Genomic DNA, 14032 nt, shown 5'->3' on the forward strand with positions numbered 1-14032 from the left:
GTCCGGCCGGCAACCGGTACGGGGCGTCGTGCGGACGGCGTCCTGTTGTAGAATGCCGGCCTTCTTTGCCATGGGAGCTGCGCCTTGCGCGAAATCGTCCTGATCAACATCACCGGGGAAGACCGGCCGGGACTCACCGCCGCGATCACCGGCGCGCTCGCCCAGGGCGGGGTGAACATTCTCGACATCGGCCAGGCGGTCATACACGACACGCTCTCGTTCGGCATCCTGGTCGAGCTGCCCGGTCACGAAGGCGCCTCGGCCGTGCTCAAGGACGTGCTCTTCATGGGCTACAAGCACGACCAGCAGGTGCGCTTCACGCCCGTCGCCGAGGAGGACTACCAGCAGTGGGTGGCGGGGCAGGGCAAGCCGCGCCACATCGTCACGCTGCTGACCCGCAAGGTGACCGCCGAGCAACTGCATCGGGTCAGCTCGATCACCGCCAAGTACGGCCTGAACATCGACCACATCGACCGCCTCTCGGGCCGCCGCCCGCTGGGCATGCCCGACGAACTGGGCAAGGGCTGCATCGAGTTCTCGGTACGTGGCGAACCGGACGATACCGACGCCCTGCGCGCGGAATTCCTCAGCGTGGCCCAGGAACTCAACGTGGACATCGCCTTCCAGCGCGATTCGCTGTTCCGCCGCAATCGCCGCCTGGCGGTATTCGACATGGACTCGACGCTGATCGAGGCCGAGGTCATCGACGAGCTGGCCAAGGCCGCGGGCGTCGGCGACAAGGTGTCGGCCATCACCGAGCGGGCGATGCGCGGCGAGCTGGATTTCCGCGCCAGCTTCACGGAGCGCCTGGCGCTGCTCAAGGGGCTGCCGGAGACGGCGCTGGCCGAGATCGGCGCCCGGCTGCGTCTGACCGAAGGCGCCGAGGTGCTGTTCGCCGAGCTCAAGCGGCTCGGCTACAAGACCGCGATCCTGTCCGGCGGCTTCACCTACTTCGCCCGCCAGCTGCAGGCGCGCCTGGGCATCGACTATGTGTTCGCCAACGAGCTGCAGATCGAGAACGGCCGCCTGACCGGCGTGGCGGTGGAGCCGATCGTCGACGCCCAGCGCAAGGCCGACCTGCTGCGCGAGCTGGCCGAGCGCGAGGGCCTGCGCCTGGAGCAGACCATCGCCGTGGGCGACGGCGCCAACGACCTGCCGATGCTCGGCCTCGCCGGCCTGGGCGTGGCCTTCCGCGCCAAGCCGCTGGTCAAGCAGTCGGCCAAGCAGGCCATCTCCACGCTCGGGCTGGACGGGATCCTGTATCTGCTGGGGTTCAGGGATCGGGATGGGATGGAGTAGAGCCGATTAGAACACTGGAGGCTTGAGGCTGGACGAGGGCATCGGCGCGGTTTTCCTCGTCCAGCCTCCAGCGCTTTTATCGGCTTTTCGCTTTCAAGGCTTTATCGCCACCTTCAAAACCCCGTCGCGCTGGTTGGCGAACAGCTCGTAGGCGTCGACGATGTCGTCCAGCGCGTACTGGTGGGTGACCAGCGGGCCGAGGTCGACGCGGCCGGAGGCCACCACGTTGAGCAGGCGGCGCATGCGTTCCTTGCCGCCGGGGCACAGCGAGGTGACGATTTTGTGGTCGCCGAGCCCGGCGTGGAAGGCGCCCAGCGGAATGCTCAGGTCGCTGGAGTAGACGCCCAGGCTCGACAGCGTGCCGCCCGGCTTGAGCACCCGTAGCGCGCTCTCGAAGGTCGATTGCAGCCCCAGCGCCTCGATCGAGGCGTCGACGCCTCGGCCGCCGGTGAGCCTGAGCACCTCCTCGACCGCGTCGACATTCCTGAAATTCAGCGTGACGTCGGCACCCATCTGGCGGGCGATGTCCAGCCGGGCGTCGACGCCGTCCACCGCGATGATGGTGCTCGCGCCACGCAGCCTGGCGCCAGCGGTGGCGCAGAGGCCGATCGGCCCCTGGGCGAAGATCACCACGATGTCGCCGATCTTGATGTTCGCCGCCTCGGCACCGGCGAAGCCGGTGGACATGATGTCCGGGCACATCAGCACCTGTTCGTCGGTCAGACCGTCCGGCACCGGCGCCAGGTTGGCCTGGGCATCGGGCACCAGCACGTATTCGGCCTGGGTGCCGTCGATGCTGTTGCCGAAGCGCCAGCCGCCCATGGGCTTGTAGCCGTGGCAGGAGCAGCCGCCGTCCTGCGAGGCGAGCCCGTCCTGGCAGGCGTAGGAGGTGAAGCTCGGGCAGATGGCGCCGGCGATCACGCGCTGGCCTTCCTGATAGCCGCGGACGTTGCTGCCGAGCTTCTCGATGATGCCCACCGGCTCGTGGCCGATTGTCAGCCCGGGCGCCACCGGGTATTCGCCCTTGAGAATGTGCACGTCGGTGCCGCAGATGGTGGTCGTGGTGATGCGCAGCAGGGCATCGTCGGGGCCGATCTCGGGGATGGGCTTGTCCTGCAGTTCGATGCGGCCCGGTTCGACGAACACGGCGGTTTTCATCATGGCCATGGCGCGAGCTCCTGGAAGTCGAAGACGTCCGGATATTCTAGGGTCTGTTGCCGTTTCGTCGCGAGCCGCGTTGCCGCGTCAAATGGCACCAGGCCAGGCTCCGGCGCGGCCGCGTACGAAATGGCAACAGACCCTACTTCAGCCCCGGGCAGGCGGCCTGATCTCGATCAACGGGTAGCCACGTCGTAGCAGGACGGCGCGCGGATTCATTCGCTGTCGGAAGCGAAGTCGTAGTCCATCGACTGGCTGGGGCCCTGCAGGTAGTGGCCCTGGATGTAGTTCACCCCGGCCTGCCACAGCGTCGCCAGCACGCTGGCGCTCTCGACGAAGGGAACGATGGTCAGGATCGCCTGGGCGTGCAGGCTGGCGAGCATCGTCTTGAGGGCTTCCTGGTTCTCCGCCCGGCCGAGGTCCTGGGTGAAGGAACCATCGACCTTGACGAAGGCGACCGGCAGGTGGCGCAGCGTGTTGAACGGGTTCAGCGCGCAGCCGAACTGGCTGATGGCCATTTTGCAGCGCAGTTCGGCCAGCCCTTGCGCCAGCGCCTTGGCCTGCTTGAGGTAGGCGATCGCGTCGGGCTCGGCCAGCTGGATCACCAGCGAGTCGGATGGTAGCCGCGCGGCCTTCAGGGCGACGCTCAGCCAGGGCAGCAGCGACGGGTCCTGCAGGCTGGCGCTGGACAGGTGCAGGAACAGCCGGGTGCTGTGGCCCTTGGCGCGGTGCTCGGCCAGCAGCTTGATCGAGTTGAGCAGCACCCAGCGGTCGATCTTGGCGGCGAGTCCGGCTTCCTTGGCGGCGTTGATGAAATCGGTGGGCGGGACTTCTTCGCCCTGCGGGTTGAGCAGGCGCAGCAGCACCTCGTAGTGCTCGTGGGTGTCGCCGCGCAGGCTGATGATCGGCTGGAACAGCAGGCGGAAGCTGTTGTTCTCCAGCGCCTGCCGGACCATGGCGACGACGCTGCCGCGATTGGCCGCGGCGGCCAGCTCGTCGGCCGGATTGTAGCGCTTCAGGGCGTTGCCCTCGGTGAGCTCGTCGGCGCAGCGGTGCGCGCGGTCGACCACCTCGCGGGCCTGCGCGGTCTTCTCGTCGAGCCCGGCGACGCCGATGGTCAGCGTCGTCTGCACGGTGCGGCCGTCGATCTCGAACAGGTGGCCTTCGACCTTCTTCAGCAGCGCGGCGAGCGTCTCTTCGGCCACGCCCGGCGCCACGCCCTGCTGCAGGGCGGCGAACACGTCGTCGCCGAAGCGTGCCAGCGGCGTGTCGGCGGGGAAGTGCTGGCGCAGCAGCTCCGAGAGGTCGGCCAGCAGCAGGTCGGCGTCGGCCAGCCCGAGCTCGGCCTGCAGGCTGGCGAAGCGGTCGACGCGGATGTAGGCGAGGGTGGCCAGCTGGCCGGCGTTGACCGCGCGCTCCACCGCGCTGTCGAGCAGCTCGAGGAAGCGGTTGCGGTTGTACAGGCCGGTGACCAGGTCCTGGCTGCTGATCTCGCGCAGCTTCTCTTCCAGCTCCGCGTTGTCGCTTTCGGTGCGGATGACCACCTGGATGCACGGCTCGCCGTCGTAGGCGGCCGGGGAGAAGTGGATGCGTGCCCTGAAGTCGCTGCCATCGGCGCGGACGCCGCCGCAGACCAGCTCGGCGCTGCCTTCCAGGCTCTGGTAGGTCTTGAGGAAGTCCTTGAAGTTGACCTGGTCGCAGGAGGCGATCAGGTCGATCATCGGCATGCCTTCCAGCTCCTCGACGTCCTCGTAGCCGAACAGCTCGAGGTAGGTGCGGTTGGCGTAGATGTGCATGCCGTCGTGAACGTAGGCGATGGCGTCGACCGAGCTGTCGAGCAGCAGCTGGCAGCGCTTTTCCGCTTCGCGCAGGGCCACCTCGGCGGCGCGGCGGGCGCGGCGCTCCTCGAGATTGGCCAGTTCACGGTTGGCCACCATGATCAGCCGCTCGTCCTCGCCCTGCGGCAGGGCGTCCTGCGCGCCGAGCGACATGGCGTCGGTGATGGCGTCGCTGTCGTTGCCGGCGACCAGCTGGATCACCGGGATGTCCTTGGCCTGCCGGCGGATGGCGGCGACGGCTTCGGCGGGGTCGAGGTTTTCGCTGCTGGGCGCGCTGATCAGCAGGTCCCAGCTCTGCTGCAGGGCTTCGGCCAGGTCGTCGCTGGACGTCAGCCGGTGCACGCGGGTCGCCGTGCCCGCATTGCGGAACAGACTGACCAGACGCTCGGCTTCGTTCTGCGAATCCTCGAGGATCAGCAGGCGGATGGTTTTCTTGTCCAGAGCCATGGCGACAACTAACAGAGGCGCCAAGTGGCGCAGAAACAGGCGAGAAGCCGCAATCTACAGCGACTTCCAGAGTGAGTCAAAATCTTCGTCCGGGCCTGCGGGCCCGGTTTTTCCAGCTGTGACGAAGGTCTCCGGCTGGGGCTTCACCTCCAGCGAGCGGTACTCGAATTCGCTGTAGCTGCCGGTGCCGGCGATCCGCCGGCTGAGGACCGCGCGGTGTTCCTGACCCTCGCGCGCGAGCAGCACCTTGTGCCCCTCCTGGAACGGCAGGCGCGGCGCGATCACGGTCGCCGGGCGGGAAATCGCGGCGATCGGCGGCAGGAGCAGGCCGCGCAGGTACTGGCTGCCCTGTTCCTGCTTGCGCACCAGGCGGATGCCGCAAGGCTCGGCGCTCGGGCCGAGCAGTTCGACGCCCATCTGGGTGCCGGCGCCGCGTACTAGGCGCAGCCAGCGAACCACCGCGACCTGCCAGCCGACGCTGTCGCGCAGCCCGAGCAGTTCGCCGGCCTGCAGCTGCGCCGGCGTCTCGCCGGGCCAGGCCAGGCAGTAGCCGCCGGGGCTGTGGTTGACGACGCCCAGCGGATGCACCGGAAAGCTCGTCTCCGCTTCCTCCTCGGCCCTGGCCGGACGAAACTCGATGCTGTCGCCGGCCAGCGACAGCGCGGCCGAGCCACTCTGGGCGTCGAACGCCCGGGCCCACACGTCCGGCTCGCCGCCCTGCAGGCTGAACCGGGCCGGCGAGCCGGCCTGGGGCTGGGCGATGACCTTGTCGAAGACGCGTTCGCCGGCGAGGAAGAAATGCACGGCGCTCATACCGACGCAGACATCGAGCGTGCCGCCGCCGGCCTTGCGCTGGAAGCTGCGCTCGGCGGTGCTGCCCCAGGCCGTGGCGAGGTGGCGCAGCAGGTCGTCATTCATGCCGTCGGGGATCACCAGCCCGCTGCGGGTGTCCGTTTCGCCGGCCAGCCGGCGCTCGATCGCCTCGACCAGGCGGCCGGTCTCCAGGCCGATGCCGCCGGCGGCCTCGGCTGCGGGAATCTGTGCGCGGTAGCGCGGCGGACCGTCGGCCTGCGGCAGCACGACGAACAGGCCGTCGCGCGATCCGGCGGCGGTCAGCGAAGTCAGGGCGCTCCAGGCTTCCAGCACCTCGGCGAGCCCGGCGATCTGCTGCTGGCGGATCTGGTTGCAGCGCGCGCCGCCGAGCAGCAGGGCCGCCAGATAGGCCTGCTCGATGCTGCTGCTGGCGGTGTGATGGACCAGTTCGTCGCGCACCGGCGTCCGCTGGAGGTTGCGTTCGCGGCCGATGGCGTGGAGACGGTGGAGGTCGAGCCAGACCCCCTCGGGCACCGGGCAATACAGCTGGCTGGCGCGCACCACCAGCCCGCGCAGGCTGGACAGGGCGCGCTGCAGGGCGATCGCCAGCAGCGGCTGGCGATCCTGTCCGGCCGGCGAGGCGAGGCGTACCACCACCAGCTTGTAGCCGATCGCCAGGTGGTGCTGCAGCGCCTGGCAGAGGCTGGCGACCTTGCGCGGACGTTCATCCAGCACCAGCGGGCGGTGCAGGAAGTTGCGCTCGAGCAGGTGGCAGACCATCTGCACTTCGGGGCGCAGCAGCTCGAGCAGTTGCAGGCGGTTCTCGGACGGGGTGCGCAGCTGGTTGAGCTGGATCAGCGCCTGGTAGAGCTGGCGCGCCATTTCGCCGAGATTGGCGCGCGGCAGGCCGTGCAGCCAGTGCTTCATGCCGCGCGGGGTGGCCTCGCAGCAGCTCAGCGCCGTTGCGACCGGCGTCGGGACCCGCAACAGGAGGTGGTGGCTATCTTTATCCGACACGCGTGACTCCGCCCTCTCGCTTACCCCGGCCGAGGCTTCGCGAGGACTTTACCCGCTACGCACCGGGCGCACAGGTCCATGTGATGGCCGGTTGCCATCAGCATAGCCTCAGTGCCGAAGTCTGGCTAGCGGGGCGTGGCGGCGGCCGTGTCTACTCGACCGGCAGGGCGCGTCCGAGGCCTTCGCCCATGCGCACCGGGGACAGCGGCTGGAGGCGCTCGTCCCAGCGGATGCGGTCCTGGCCGAACAGCAGGATCACCGTCGAGCCGAGCTTGAAGCGGCCCATCTCGGCGCCTTTCTCCAGGTGGATCGGCACGCGCGCCGCCTCGTCATAGCGCTGGCTGCGCAGGACGCGCTTCGGCGGAGTGACCAGGCCGGCCCAGACCGTCTCGATGCTGGCGACGATCATCGCGCCGACCAGCACCATGGCCATCGGGCCGTATTCGGTATCGAACAGGCAGACCACGCGCTCGTTGCGCGCGAACAGTTCCGGCACCCCCTCGGTGGTCACGGTGTTCACCGAGAAGATCCGTCCCGGCACGTAGATCATCTCGCGCAGGGTGCCGCTGACCGGCATGTGCACGCGGTGATAGTCCTTCGGCGAGAGGTACACGGTGGCGAAGTCGCCGCCCATGAAGGGCGCCGCGCGCTCGTGGTCGCCGCCGAGCAGCTCCATCACGCTGTAGCTGTGGCCCTTGGCCTGGAAGACGCGGCCCTGTTCGATGCGGCCGAGCTGGCTGATGGCGCCGTCGCAGGGGTTGAGGATGGCGCCGGGCGCGGGGTCGAGCGGGCGCGCGCCGTCCTTCAGCGCACGGGTGAAGAAGTCGTTGAAGTGGGCGTAGGCGGTCGGCTCCTCGATCCGCGCCTCGCCCATGTCGACGCCGTACTGGCGGACGAAGGTCTTGATGAAGGTGTTCTTCACCCAGGGCACGCGGCATTCGGCCAGGCAGCCGGCCAGGCGGGAAATCAGGTGGTGCGGCAGCAGGTACTGCAGGAAAACGAACAGGCGATCTTTCATGGAGGACCTTTTCATGACTGGACGGGCGTGTCGGGCAGGTTGCCCCATTCGCTCCAGGAGCCGGCGTATCCCTTGACTCGCGGGTAGCCCAGCGCCTTGGCCAGCAGGTAGGTGAAGCCGGAGCGGTGATGCGTCTGGCAGTGGGTGACGATTTCCTTGTCCGGGGTCAGGCCGAGCGTCCGCAGCTGCTCGGCGATGTCCTGGCGGATGCGCAGGCCGCGGTTCGGGTCTATGGCCGCGGTCCATTCGAAATTGATCGCGCCGGGGATGTGCCCGCCGCGTGCGGCGAGCACCTTCTCGCCGCGGTATTCCTCCGGCGCGCGCGCGTCCCAGACGACGAAATCGGCTGCGCCCAGGCGGCTTTCCACGTATTCGCGGGTCGCGCAGGGTTCCTCGTGCAGTTCGATCGACGCCGTGCCCGGGACCGCTTCCGGGGCCTTGCGCGACAGCGGCCGGGCCTCGGCGATCCAGGCGCGCAGGCCGCCGTTGAGGTAGTGGTAGCGCTGGTGGCCGATGACGTCGAGCAGCCAGATGAAGCGCCCGGCCCAGCCGCCGCCTTCGTCGTCGTAGACCACGTAGACCGCCTCGGGGCGGTGGCCGAGGGCGCCGAACAGCTGCTCGAGCTGGGCCTTCGGCGGCAGCAGGCCGGGCGCCGGCGGGCGGCCCAGCTGGGTCTGGCGCGGGTCGACGAAGCGCGCGCCGGGGATGTGGCCGTCGCCGTAGCGTTCGACGCTGGTGAGATCGACGAGAATCAGCTCCGGCGCGTCCAGACGGCTCGCCAGATCGATGGGTTCGATGACCATCGGCAATGAAGAGAAGACGGACACGGTGGCCTCGGCTGGCTCGAAGAAAACCGGAGTGTAACGAAAAAGCCGCGCGGCGGAATCAGCGCGGACGGCGCACGAAGGCGGCCAGCGCGCGCTCGAGGCACTGCAGGGTCTTGTCGAACGCCTGCGCGGTGGTATCGGCGAACGGACCGCCGCCACTGTCGGCGATCGCCAGCATCACCACCCGGCCGTTGACCGCCACCGAGCGCAGCAGCCGATGTCCTCCGGGAAACAGTGCCTCGAGGCTGTCGGGCAGTCGCGTCGGAGTGCCCGGACCCAGGCGCAGGGCCTTCGGCGCTTCCAGCAACTCGGTGAGAAGCGGGCTCTGCGCCGGGTCCAGGACCAGCTTGCCGGCCCCTTCCGCGAGCCCCGCGGCCTGCTGGGCCTGCAGCCGCCGGTGCGTGCGGTCGGCCTGCAACAGCAGCACGCGGTTCAGCCCGCAGGCCTCCAGCGCCTGGCGAACGGTGCCGAGCAGTTGCAGCACATTGCTGAACGGGCTGGGCTCGCGCAGCAGCTCGCCGCACAGCCTGCGCCACTGGCCGGCGGCCTCGCGCGGGAGGGGCCGGGGGGCGGCCGGCGGGTAGACAGCGTTCCACGGCAGGACCAGCGCCTGCGCCGGATGCCACAGGCCGGGCGCCGCCGCCTCGCGGGCACTGGCCGCGGCCTGCTGATGGACGAGCTGCTGCAGTGCCGGCAGCGGCAGCTGCAGGTAGAGGCCGGCCAGGCGCTGCCAGCGCAGGCTGTGCACACCGCTCCAGCCGTGATGTGCCGAGAGCGCCAGGCCGTTGGCGATGAGGATGCTGTTGCCGGGGCGGGTCAGCCAGCGCCGCAGGGCCGGGTCGGCATCGAGCAGCTGCTGCTGGTGCAGCGGATGTTCGTTGTCCCGCGCGATATGCAGCGCCTTGATCAGCAGCCGCCGGTTGCTCGCCAGCAGCCGGTAGCCATCAGCTATCCAGTCCGGCAGCTGCCAGCGTTCGACCAGCGCCAGGCACAGCTCCAGCAGCGGCATGCCGAGCAGCTCGCGCTCGACCCGCACGGCCGGCTCGCGCCCGCCCAGCACGCGCCGCTCCCACTGCTCGAACAGCGCCGGGTAGGCCGCCGCCAGCGCCCAGCCCGGCGCGAGGAAAAGCAGACTGCCCCAGTGGACCTCCTGCCACAGCCGCGCCAGGCGCGCGCCGAACAGGCCGCCGGCCTGCCGGCTGGCATGCTGGCTGACGAGCACCAGCTGGCGCAGCGCCAGGGGCAGCGCCTGTGCTTCGGCCGCCGGGACCTGCGCCAGCAGCGTGGCGGCACGGGCGAGGCCGAGGCGGGTCAGGGCCACCTCCAGGCTTTCCGCCTTCTTCGCCAGCGCACCGAGGTTGTGGTTGGCGGCGCGCAGGAAGTGCAATGCCAGCACCGGGCTGCCCTCGATGGCCTCGGCGATCTCGCGCATCGAACGCCGGTTGTCGGCCAGCGCCCGCCGCACCTTTTCGTGATCGGTTGTGATGACTGGCAGGCGGACGGCGTCCAAGGCCTCGATCCAGGCGGTCGGCGTGCGGGGGCGGGTGTTCGGGGTGGTCATGGCGCCAAACTGGCTTTTGGTCGGGACGACCTTTAGTCTGGCGCAAAAGTTCCGATAACGAGAAGAATTGTTTCGAGCGACCCCTCGCCTGGCGTCGTGGAGGCCGGCGTGCGTCCACACCGCTGCGGTTTCGGTTGGCCCTTCACTGATTTCTTCGGCTTTTCAAGACCTTCTTATGGCAAAGATCATCGGCATCATCGTCGTGTTCGCCTCGGTACTCGGCGGGTACGTGTTGTCACACGGCAAGATTGCCGCCCTCATCCAGCCCTTCGAGGTGCTGATCATCGGCGGCGCGGCGCTCGGCGCCTTCCTGCAGGCCAACCCCGGCAGCACCTTCATGCACGTGTTCAAGAAGGCGCTCGGCATGTTCGGCCACAAGTACACGCGCGCCTACTACCTGGACGTGCTCCGGCTGATCTACGAGATCCTCAACAAGAGCCGGCGCGAGGGCATGATGGCGATCGAGGCGGACATCGAGGATCCGGGCGCCAGTCCGATCTTCAGCAAGTACCCCGGCATCCTCAAGGACGAGCGGATGACCGCCTACATCTGCGACTATCTGCGCATCATGTCCTCCGGTAACATGGCGCCGCACGAGCTCGAGGGGTTGTTCGACATGGAGCTCGGCAGCCTGCGGGACGAGCTCGAGCATCCCTCGCACGCGGTCAACCGCATCGCCGACGGCCTGCCGGGCTTCGGCATCGTGGCGGCCGTGCTCGGCATCGTGGTGACCATGGCGATGCTCGGCGAAGCCGCGCAGGCCGAGCTGGGCCAGCACGTCGGCGCGGCCCTGGTGGGTACCTTTCTCGGCATCCTGGCGGCCTACGGCTTCTTCGGCCCCCTGGCCGCTTCGCTCGAGCACGACGCCAAGGAAGAGCTCAACGTCTACGAGGCGATCAAGGCCAGCCTGGTCGCCTCGGCCTCGGGCATGCCGCCGACCCTGGCGGTGGAGTTCGGCCGCAAGGTCCTGTTCCCGGCGCACCGGCCGAGCTTCTCGGAGCTCGAGCAGGCGATGCGCGGCAACTGAGGCTGAAGGCCGCACATGGACAATTCCCAGCCGATCATCATCAAGCGGGTGCGCCGGACCGTCGGCGGTCACCACGGCGGCTCCTGGAAAATCGCCTTCGCCGACTTCGCCACGGCGATGATGGCCTTCTTCCTCGTGCTCTGGCTGCTGTCGTCGGCGACGCCGGAACAGAAGAAGGCCATTTCCGGCTATTTCCAGGACCCCATCGGCTTCACCGAAAGCGCCAGCCCCTACGCCATAGACCTTGGCGGTTCGCCGACGCCGGCCCCGGCCAAGACCCTCAATCCACAGCTGGAGCAGCCGGTCGACCAGATGAACGACCCGAGTCGCGAGGCCGAGCAGATCGACCTGCTCGCCGAGCGGATCGACCGCGAGCGTCTCGAGCTGCTGCTGCAGGAACTGCAGAACAAGGTGGAAGCGAACCCGGACCTGCGCCGCTTCAAGGACCAGATCCTGTTCGAGATCACCCAGGACGGCCTGCGCATCCAGATCGTCGATGCCGAGAACCGGCCCATGTTCGACCTCGGCAGCGCACGGCTGAAGCCCTATTTCGAGGACATCCTGCTGGCGATGGCCGACACCATCAGCGAGGTGCCGAACAAGATCAGCGTCAGCGGCCACACCGACGCCAAGCCGTTCAGCGGCCGGAGCGGCATCGGCAACTGGGAACTGTCGGCCGAGCGCGCCAACGCCGCGCGCCGTGCGCTGGTCGCCGGTGGCTATCCGGAAGGGCAGATCGCCCGGGTGGTCGGTTACGCCTCCTCGGCGCTGTTCGACCGCGCCGACCCGCTGAACCCGGTCAACCGGCGCATCGACATCATCGTGCTGACCAAGAAGGCCCAGCGCGAGATCGAGGGCGAGGTGGGCGAGGGCGAGGCCCCGGCGGAACCGGCCCCGGCGACCGAAGGCGCGCTGCCGCCGGCCAGTGCGCCCGCGCCGGCCAACGCGCAGCCGGCACAGACGCCGGAGCCGCTGCCGGCCGGCGAGCTCCAGCAGCGGCTGAACATCTTCGAGGATGGCGTGCTGCGCTTCGACCAGTCCGGGCAGGACTGACCGAAGGCTCAGTACTCGGGGTCGGGCAGGCTGCTGAGGATGTGCCGGTAGCTGGCCATGCGCTGCGGCTCGATGCGCCCCTCGTCGAGCGCCTTGAGCAGCGCGCAGCCGGGTTCGCGGTCGTGGCGGCAGTCGCGGAAGCGGCAATGCCCGAGCAGGTCGCGGAATTCGACGAAGCCGGCCTCGACGTCCGCACGGCTGACATGCCCGAGGCCGAATTCGCGGATGCCGGGCGAATCGATCAGGTCGCCGCCGCCGGGGAAGTGGAACAGCCGTGCGGTGGTGGTGGTGTGGGTGCCCTTGCCGGACTGCTCCGACAGCTCGCCGACCCGCGTCTGCGCCTCGGGCAGCAGGGTGTTGACCAGCGACGACTTGCCCACGCCGGATTGCCCGACGAACACGCTGATGTGCCCATCCAGTTCCGCGCGCAGGCGGTCGAGCCCCTCGCCGCCATGCGCCGACACTTCCAGCAGCGGATAGCCCAGCCGCTGGTAGACGGCCAGCAGCTCGCTGACGTGGGTGTTCTCCGGAGTCAGCAGGTCGGCCTTGTTCAGCAGCAGCAGCGGCTGGATGCCGGCATGCTCGGCGGCGATCAGGTAGCGGTCGATGAGGTTGGCGTGGGGTTCCGGCAGCGGTGCGAACACGATGACCAGCCGGTCGACGTTGGCCGCCACAGGCTTGAGCTGGCCGCGGCTGTCCGGGCGGCACAGTTCTGAGCGGCGCGGCTGCTGCGCGACTATGACCCCGATGTCCTGCTGGCCGCGTCGCCAGACGATCCGGTCGCCGGTGACCAGCGGCGGCAGATTGGCGCGCAGGTGGCAGCGGACGATCTGTCCGGCGTGCTCGCCTTCGGTGGCCTCCACCTCGACCTGAACGCCGAAGTGGGCGATCACCAGGCCGGGCTCCTCGGGCCCCAGGTCGCCGCCTTCCAGCTCGTGCTCGGCGCGCTGCTCGCGCTTGCTGGCGCGGGCCAGGCGCTCTTCCTGGATCTTGGCGATTCGCCAGTTCTGACGGCGGCTGAGGTGGCGTTTGGCCATGGGGCACACTTGTGGTGGGAGTGGCGCGCAGTCTAGCACCAGCGCTGCACCGGGCGCCCGGCCGAGGAGGCCTGACGCGGGGCCGGCGAGCGGCTAAACTGCCGCCCTAGTCCAAGGAGCCGCCCCCATGCCGCAAAACTCGCAGAATCTGATCTGGATCGACCTGGAAATGACCGGCCTGGATCCAGACCGCGACGTCATTATCGAGATGGCCACCATCGTCACCGACAGCCAGCTCAACGTCCTGGCCGAGGGCCCGGTGATCGCGGTGCATCAGAGCGACGAGATCCTCGCCGGCATGGACGAGTGGAACACCCGCCAGCACGGTGGCTCGGGCCTGACCCAGCGGGTGCGCGAGAGCCGGGTATCCACCGAGCAGGCCGAGGCCATGACCTTGGCCTTCCTCGAAGAGTGGGTGCCGGCGCGCAGCTCGCCGATCTGTGGCAACAGCATCTGCCAGGACCGGCGCTTCCTCTACCGCTACATGCCGAAGCTGGAAGCCTACTTCCACTACCGCAACCTGGACGTCTCCACCCTTAAGGAACTGGCCGCGCGCTGGGCCCCGCAGGTGCGCGACGGCTTCCGCAAGAGCGCCACGCACCTGGCGCTGGACGATATCCGCGAGTCGATCGCTGAACTGCGGTATTACCGCGAGCATTTCATCAAAGTCTAGGCTTCAGGCTTCAGGCGAAAAGCAAGAGCGGCGGGGGCTTGACAGCATGACGGCGGCCCTCACACTCGCCTGCCGCCTGCCGCCTGCCGCCTGCCGCCTGCCGCCTGCCGCCTGCCGCCTGCCGCCTGCCGCCTGCCGCCTGCCGCTATCTTCCCAACCGCCTCAATTCGTCCGATTCGACCACCCGCACCCCGTCGCCTTCCTCCAGCGCCAGGCGCCACAAGGCCCGGGCGAGGGTGCAGGTCTCGATGCCGCGGTACTTGC

At 68.9% G+C, this 14032-nt stretch carries 11 protein-coding genes and 1 pseudogene; 4 read left to right on the forward strand and 8 right to left on the reverse strand.

The genetic code is table 11. The annotated features are described in order from the left end of the window. Positions 1-84: 84 nt before the first annotated feature. Positions 85-1299, forward strand: coding sequence for a phosphoserine phosphatase SerB (gene serB, locus H610_RS0121470; RefSeq protein ID WP_028241588.1), 1215 nt, complete (start codon positions 85-87; stop codon positions 1297-1299). 93 nt (positions 1300-1392) lie between these two features. Here serB and H610_RS0121475 read toward each other — a convergent pair whose 3' ends face one another. From H610_RS0121475 to H610_RS0121500, 6 genes are all read right to left on the reverse strand, one after another. After that, positions 1393-2466: an NAD(P)-dependent alcohol dehydrogenase gene (locus H610_RS0121475; protein WP_028241589.1), complete on the reverse strand. Its 1074-nt coding sequence runs from the start codon at positions 2464-2466 to the stop codon at positions 1393-1395. Positions 2467-2672: 206 nt separating this feature from the next. Further along, positions 2673-4742 carry an EAL domain-containing response regulator gene (locus H610_RS0121480; protein ID WP_028241590.1) on the reverse strand — a complete coding sequence of 690 codons (2070 nt, stop codon included), beginning with the start codon at positions 4740-4742 and terminating at the stop codon, positions 2673-2675. Positions 4743-4796: 54 nt separating this feature from the next. After that, the gene (locus H610_RS0121485) at positions 4797-6572 is read right to left on the reverse strand and encodes a hypothetical protein (protein WP_043239303.1); all 1776 of its coding nucleotides are present in this window, start codon (positions 6570-6572) and stop codon (positions 4797-4799) included. Positions 6573-6723: 151 nt separating this feature from the next. Further along, positions 6724-7590 (reverse strand): archaetidylserine decarboxylase, encoded by an 867-nt coding sequence (gene asd, locus H610_RS0121490; RefSeq protein WP_028241592.1) that lies wholly within the window; start codon positions 7588-7590, stop codon positions 6724-6726. 11 nt (positions 7591-7601) lie between these two features. Continuing rightward, positions 7602-8417 carry a rhodanese-like domain-containing protein gene (locus H610_RS0121495; protein ID WP_028241593.1) on the reverse strand — a complete coding sequence of 272 codons (816 nt, stop codon included), beginning with the start codon at positions 8415-8417 and terminating at the stop codon, positions 7602-7604. A gap of 58 nt (positions 8418-8475) precedes the next feature. Then, on the reverse strand, positions 8476-9978 hold the full coding sequence (locus H610_RS0121500; protein ID WP_028241594.1) for an HDOD domain-containing protein: 1503 nt from the start codon (positions 9976-9978) through the stop codon (positions 8476-8478). Between the two features lie 175 nt (positions 9979-10153). Between H610_RS0121500 and motA the strand changes: the two genes are divergently transcribed. After that, positions 10154-11005 (forward strand): flagellar motor stator protein MotA, encoded by an 852-nt coding sequence (gene motA, locus H610_RS0121505; RefSeq protein ID WP_028241595.1) that lies wholly within the window; start codon positions 10154-10156, stop codon positions 11003-11005. Between the two features lie 15 nt (positions 11006-11020). After that, positions 11021-12058: a flagellar motor protein MotB gene (gene motB / locus H610_RS0121510; protein WP_028241596.1), complete on the forward strand. Its 1038-nt coding sequence runs from the start codon at positions 11021-11023 to the stop codon at positions 12056-12058. 8 nt (positions 12059-12066) lie between these two features. On the opposite strand, the gene rsgA is transcribed toward motB, so the two are convergent. Beyond that, the gene (rsgA, locus tag H610_RS0121515) at positions 12067-13095 is read right to left on the reverse strand and encodes a small ribosomal subunit biogenesis GTPase RsgA (RefSeq protein ID WP_028241597.1); all 1029 of its coding nucleotides are present in this window, start codon (positions 13093-13095) and stop codon (positions 12067-12069) included. A gap of 127 nt (positions 13096-13222) precedes the next feature. Between rsgA and orn the strand changes: the two genes are divergently transcribed. Beyond that, positions 13223-13768: an oligoribonuclease gene (gene orn / locus H610_RS0121520; RefSeq protein ID WP_028241598.1), complete on the forward strand. Its 546-nt coding sequence runs from the start codon at positions 13223-13225 to the stop codon at positions 13766-13768. A 145-nt stretch (positions 13769-13913) separates the two neighbouring features. Here the strand turns inward: orn and H610_RS24345 are convergent. Beyond that, positions 13914-14032 (reverse strand): annotated as a pseudogene (locus tag H610_RS24345) (oxidoreductase); the annotation flags it as partial.

Source organism: Stutzerimonas azotifigens DSM 17556, from assembly GCF_000425625.1.
Classification (GTDB): domain Bacteria; phylum Pseudomonadota; class Gammaproteobacteria; order Pseudomonadales; family Pseudomonadaceae; genus Stutzerimonas; species Stutzerimonas azotifigens.

Bases quoted from the DNA above. Each gene is read 5' to 3' on its own strand.
- H610_RS0121475 (WP_028241589.1), bottom strand. From the start codon at position 2,466: ATGGCCATGATGAAAACCGCCGTGTTCGTCGAACCGGGCCGCATCGAA.
- H610_RS0121480 (WP_028241590.1), bottom strand. From the start codon at position 4,742: ATGGCTCTGGACAAGAAAACCATCCGCCTGCTGATCCTCGAGGATTCG.
- asd (WP_028241592.1), bottom strand. From the start codon at position 7,590: ATGAAAGATCGCCTGTTCGTTTTCCTGCAGTACCTGCTGCCGCACCAC.
- H610_RS0121500 (WP_028241594.1), bottom strand. From the start codon at position 9,978: ATGACCACCCCGAACACCCGCCCCCGCACGCCGACCGCCTGGATCGAG.
- motA (WP_028241595.1), top strand. From the start codon at position 10,154: ATGGCAAAGATCATCGGCATCATCGTCGTGTTCGCCTCGGTACTCGGC.
- motB (WP_028241596.1), top strand. From the start codon at position 11,021: ATGGACAATTCCCAGCCGATCATCATCAAGCGGGTGCGCCGGACCGTC.
- rsgA (WP_028241597.1), bottom strand. From the start codon at position 13,095: ATGGCCAAACGCCACCTCAGCCGCCGTCAGAACTGGCGAATCGCCAAG.
- orn (WP_028241598.1), top strand. From the start codon at position 13,223: ATGCCGCAAAACTCGCAGAATCTGATCTGGATCGACCTGGAAATGACC.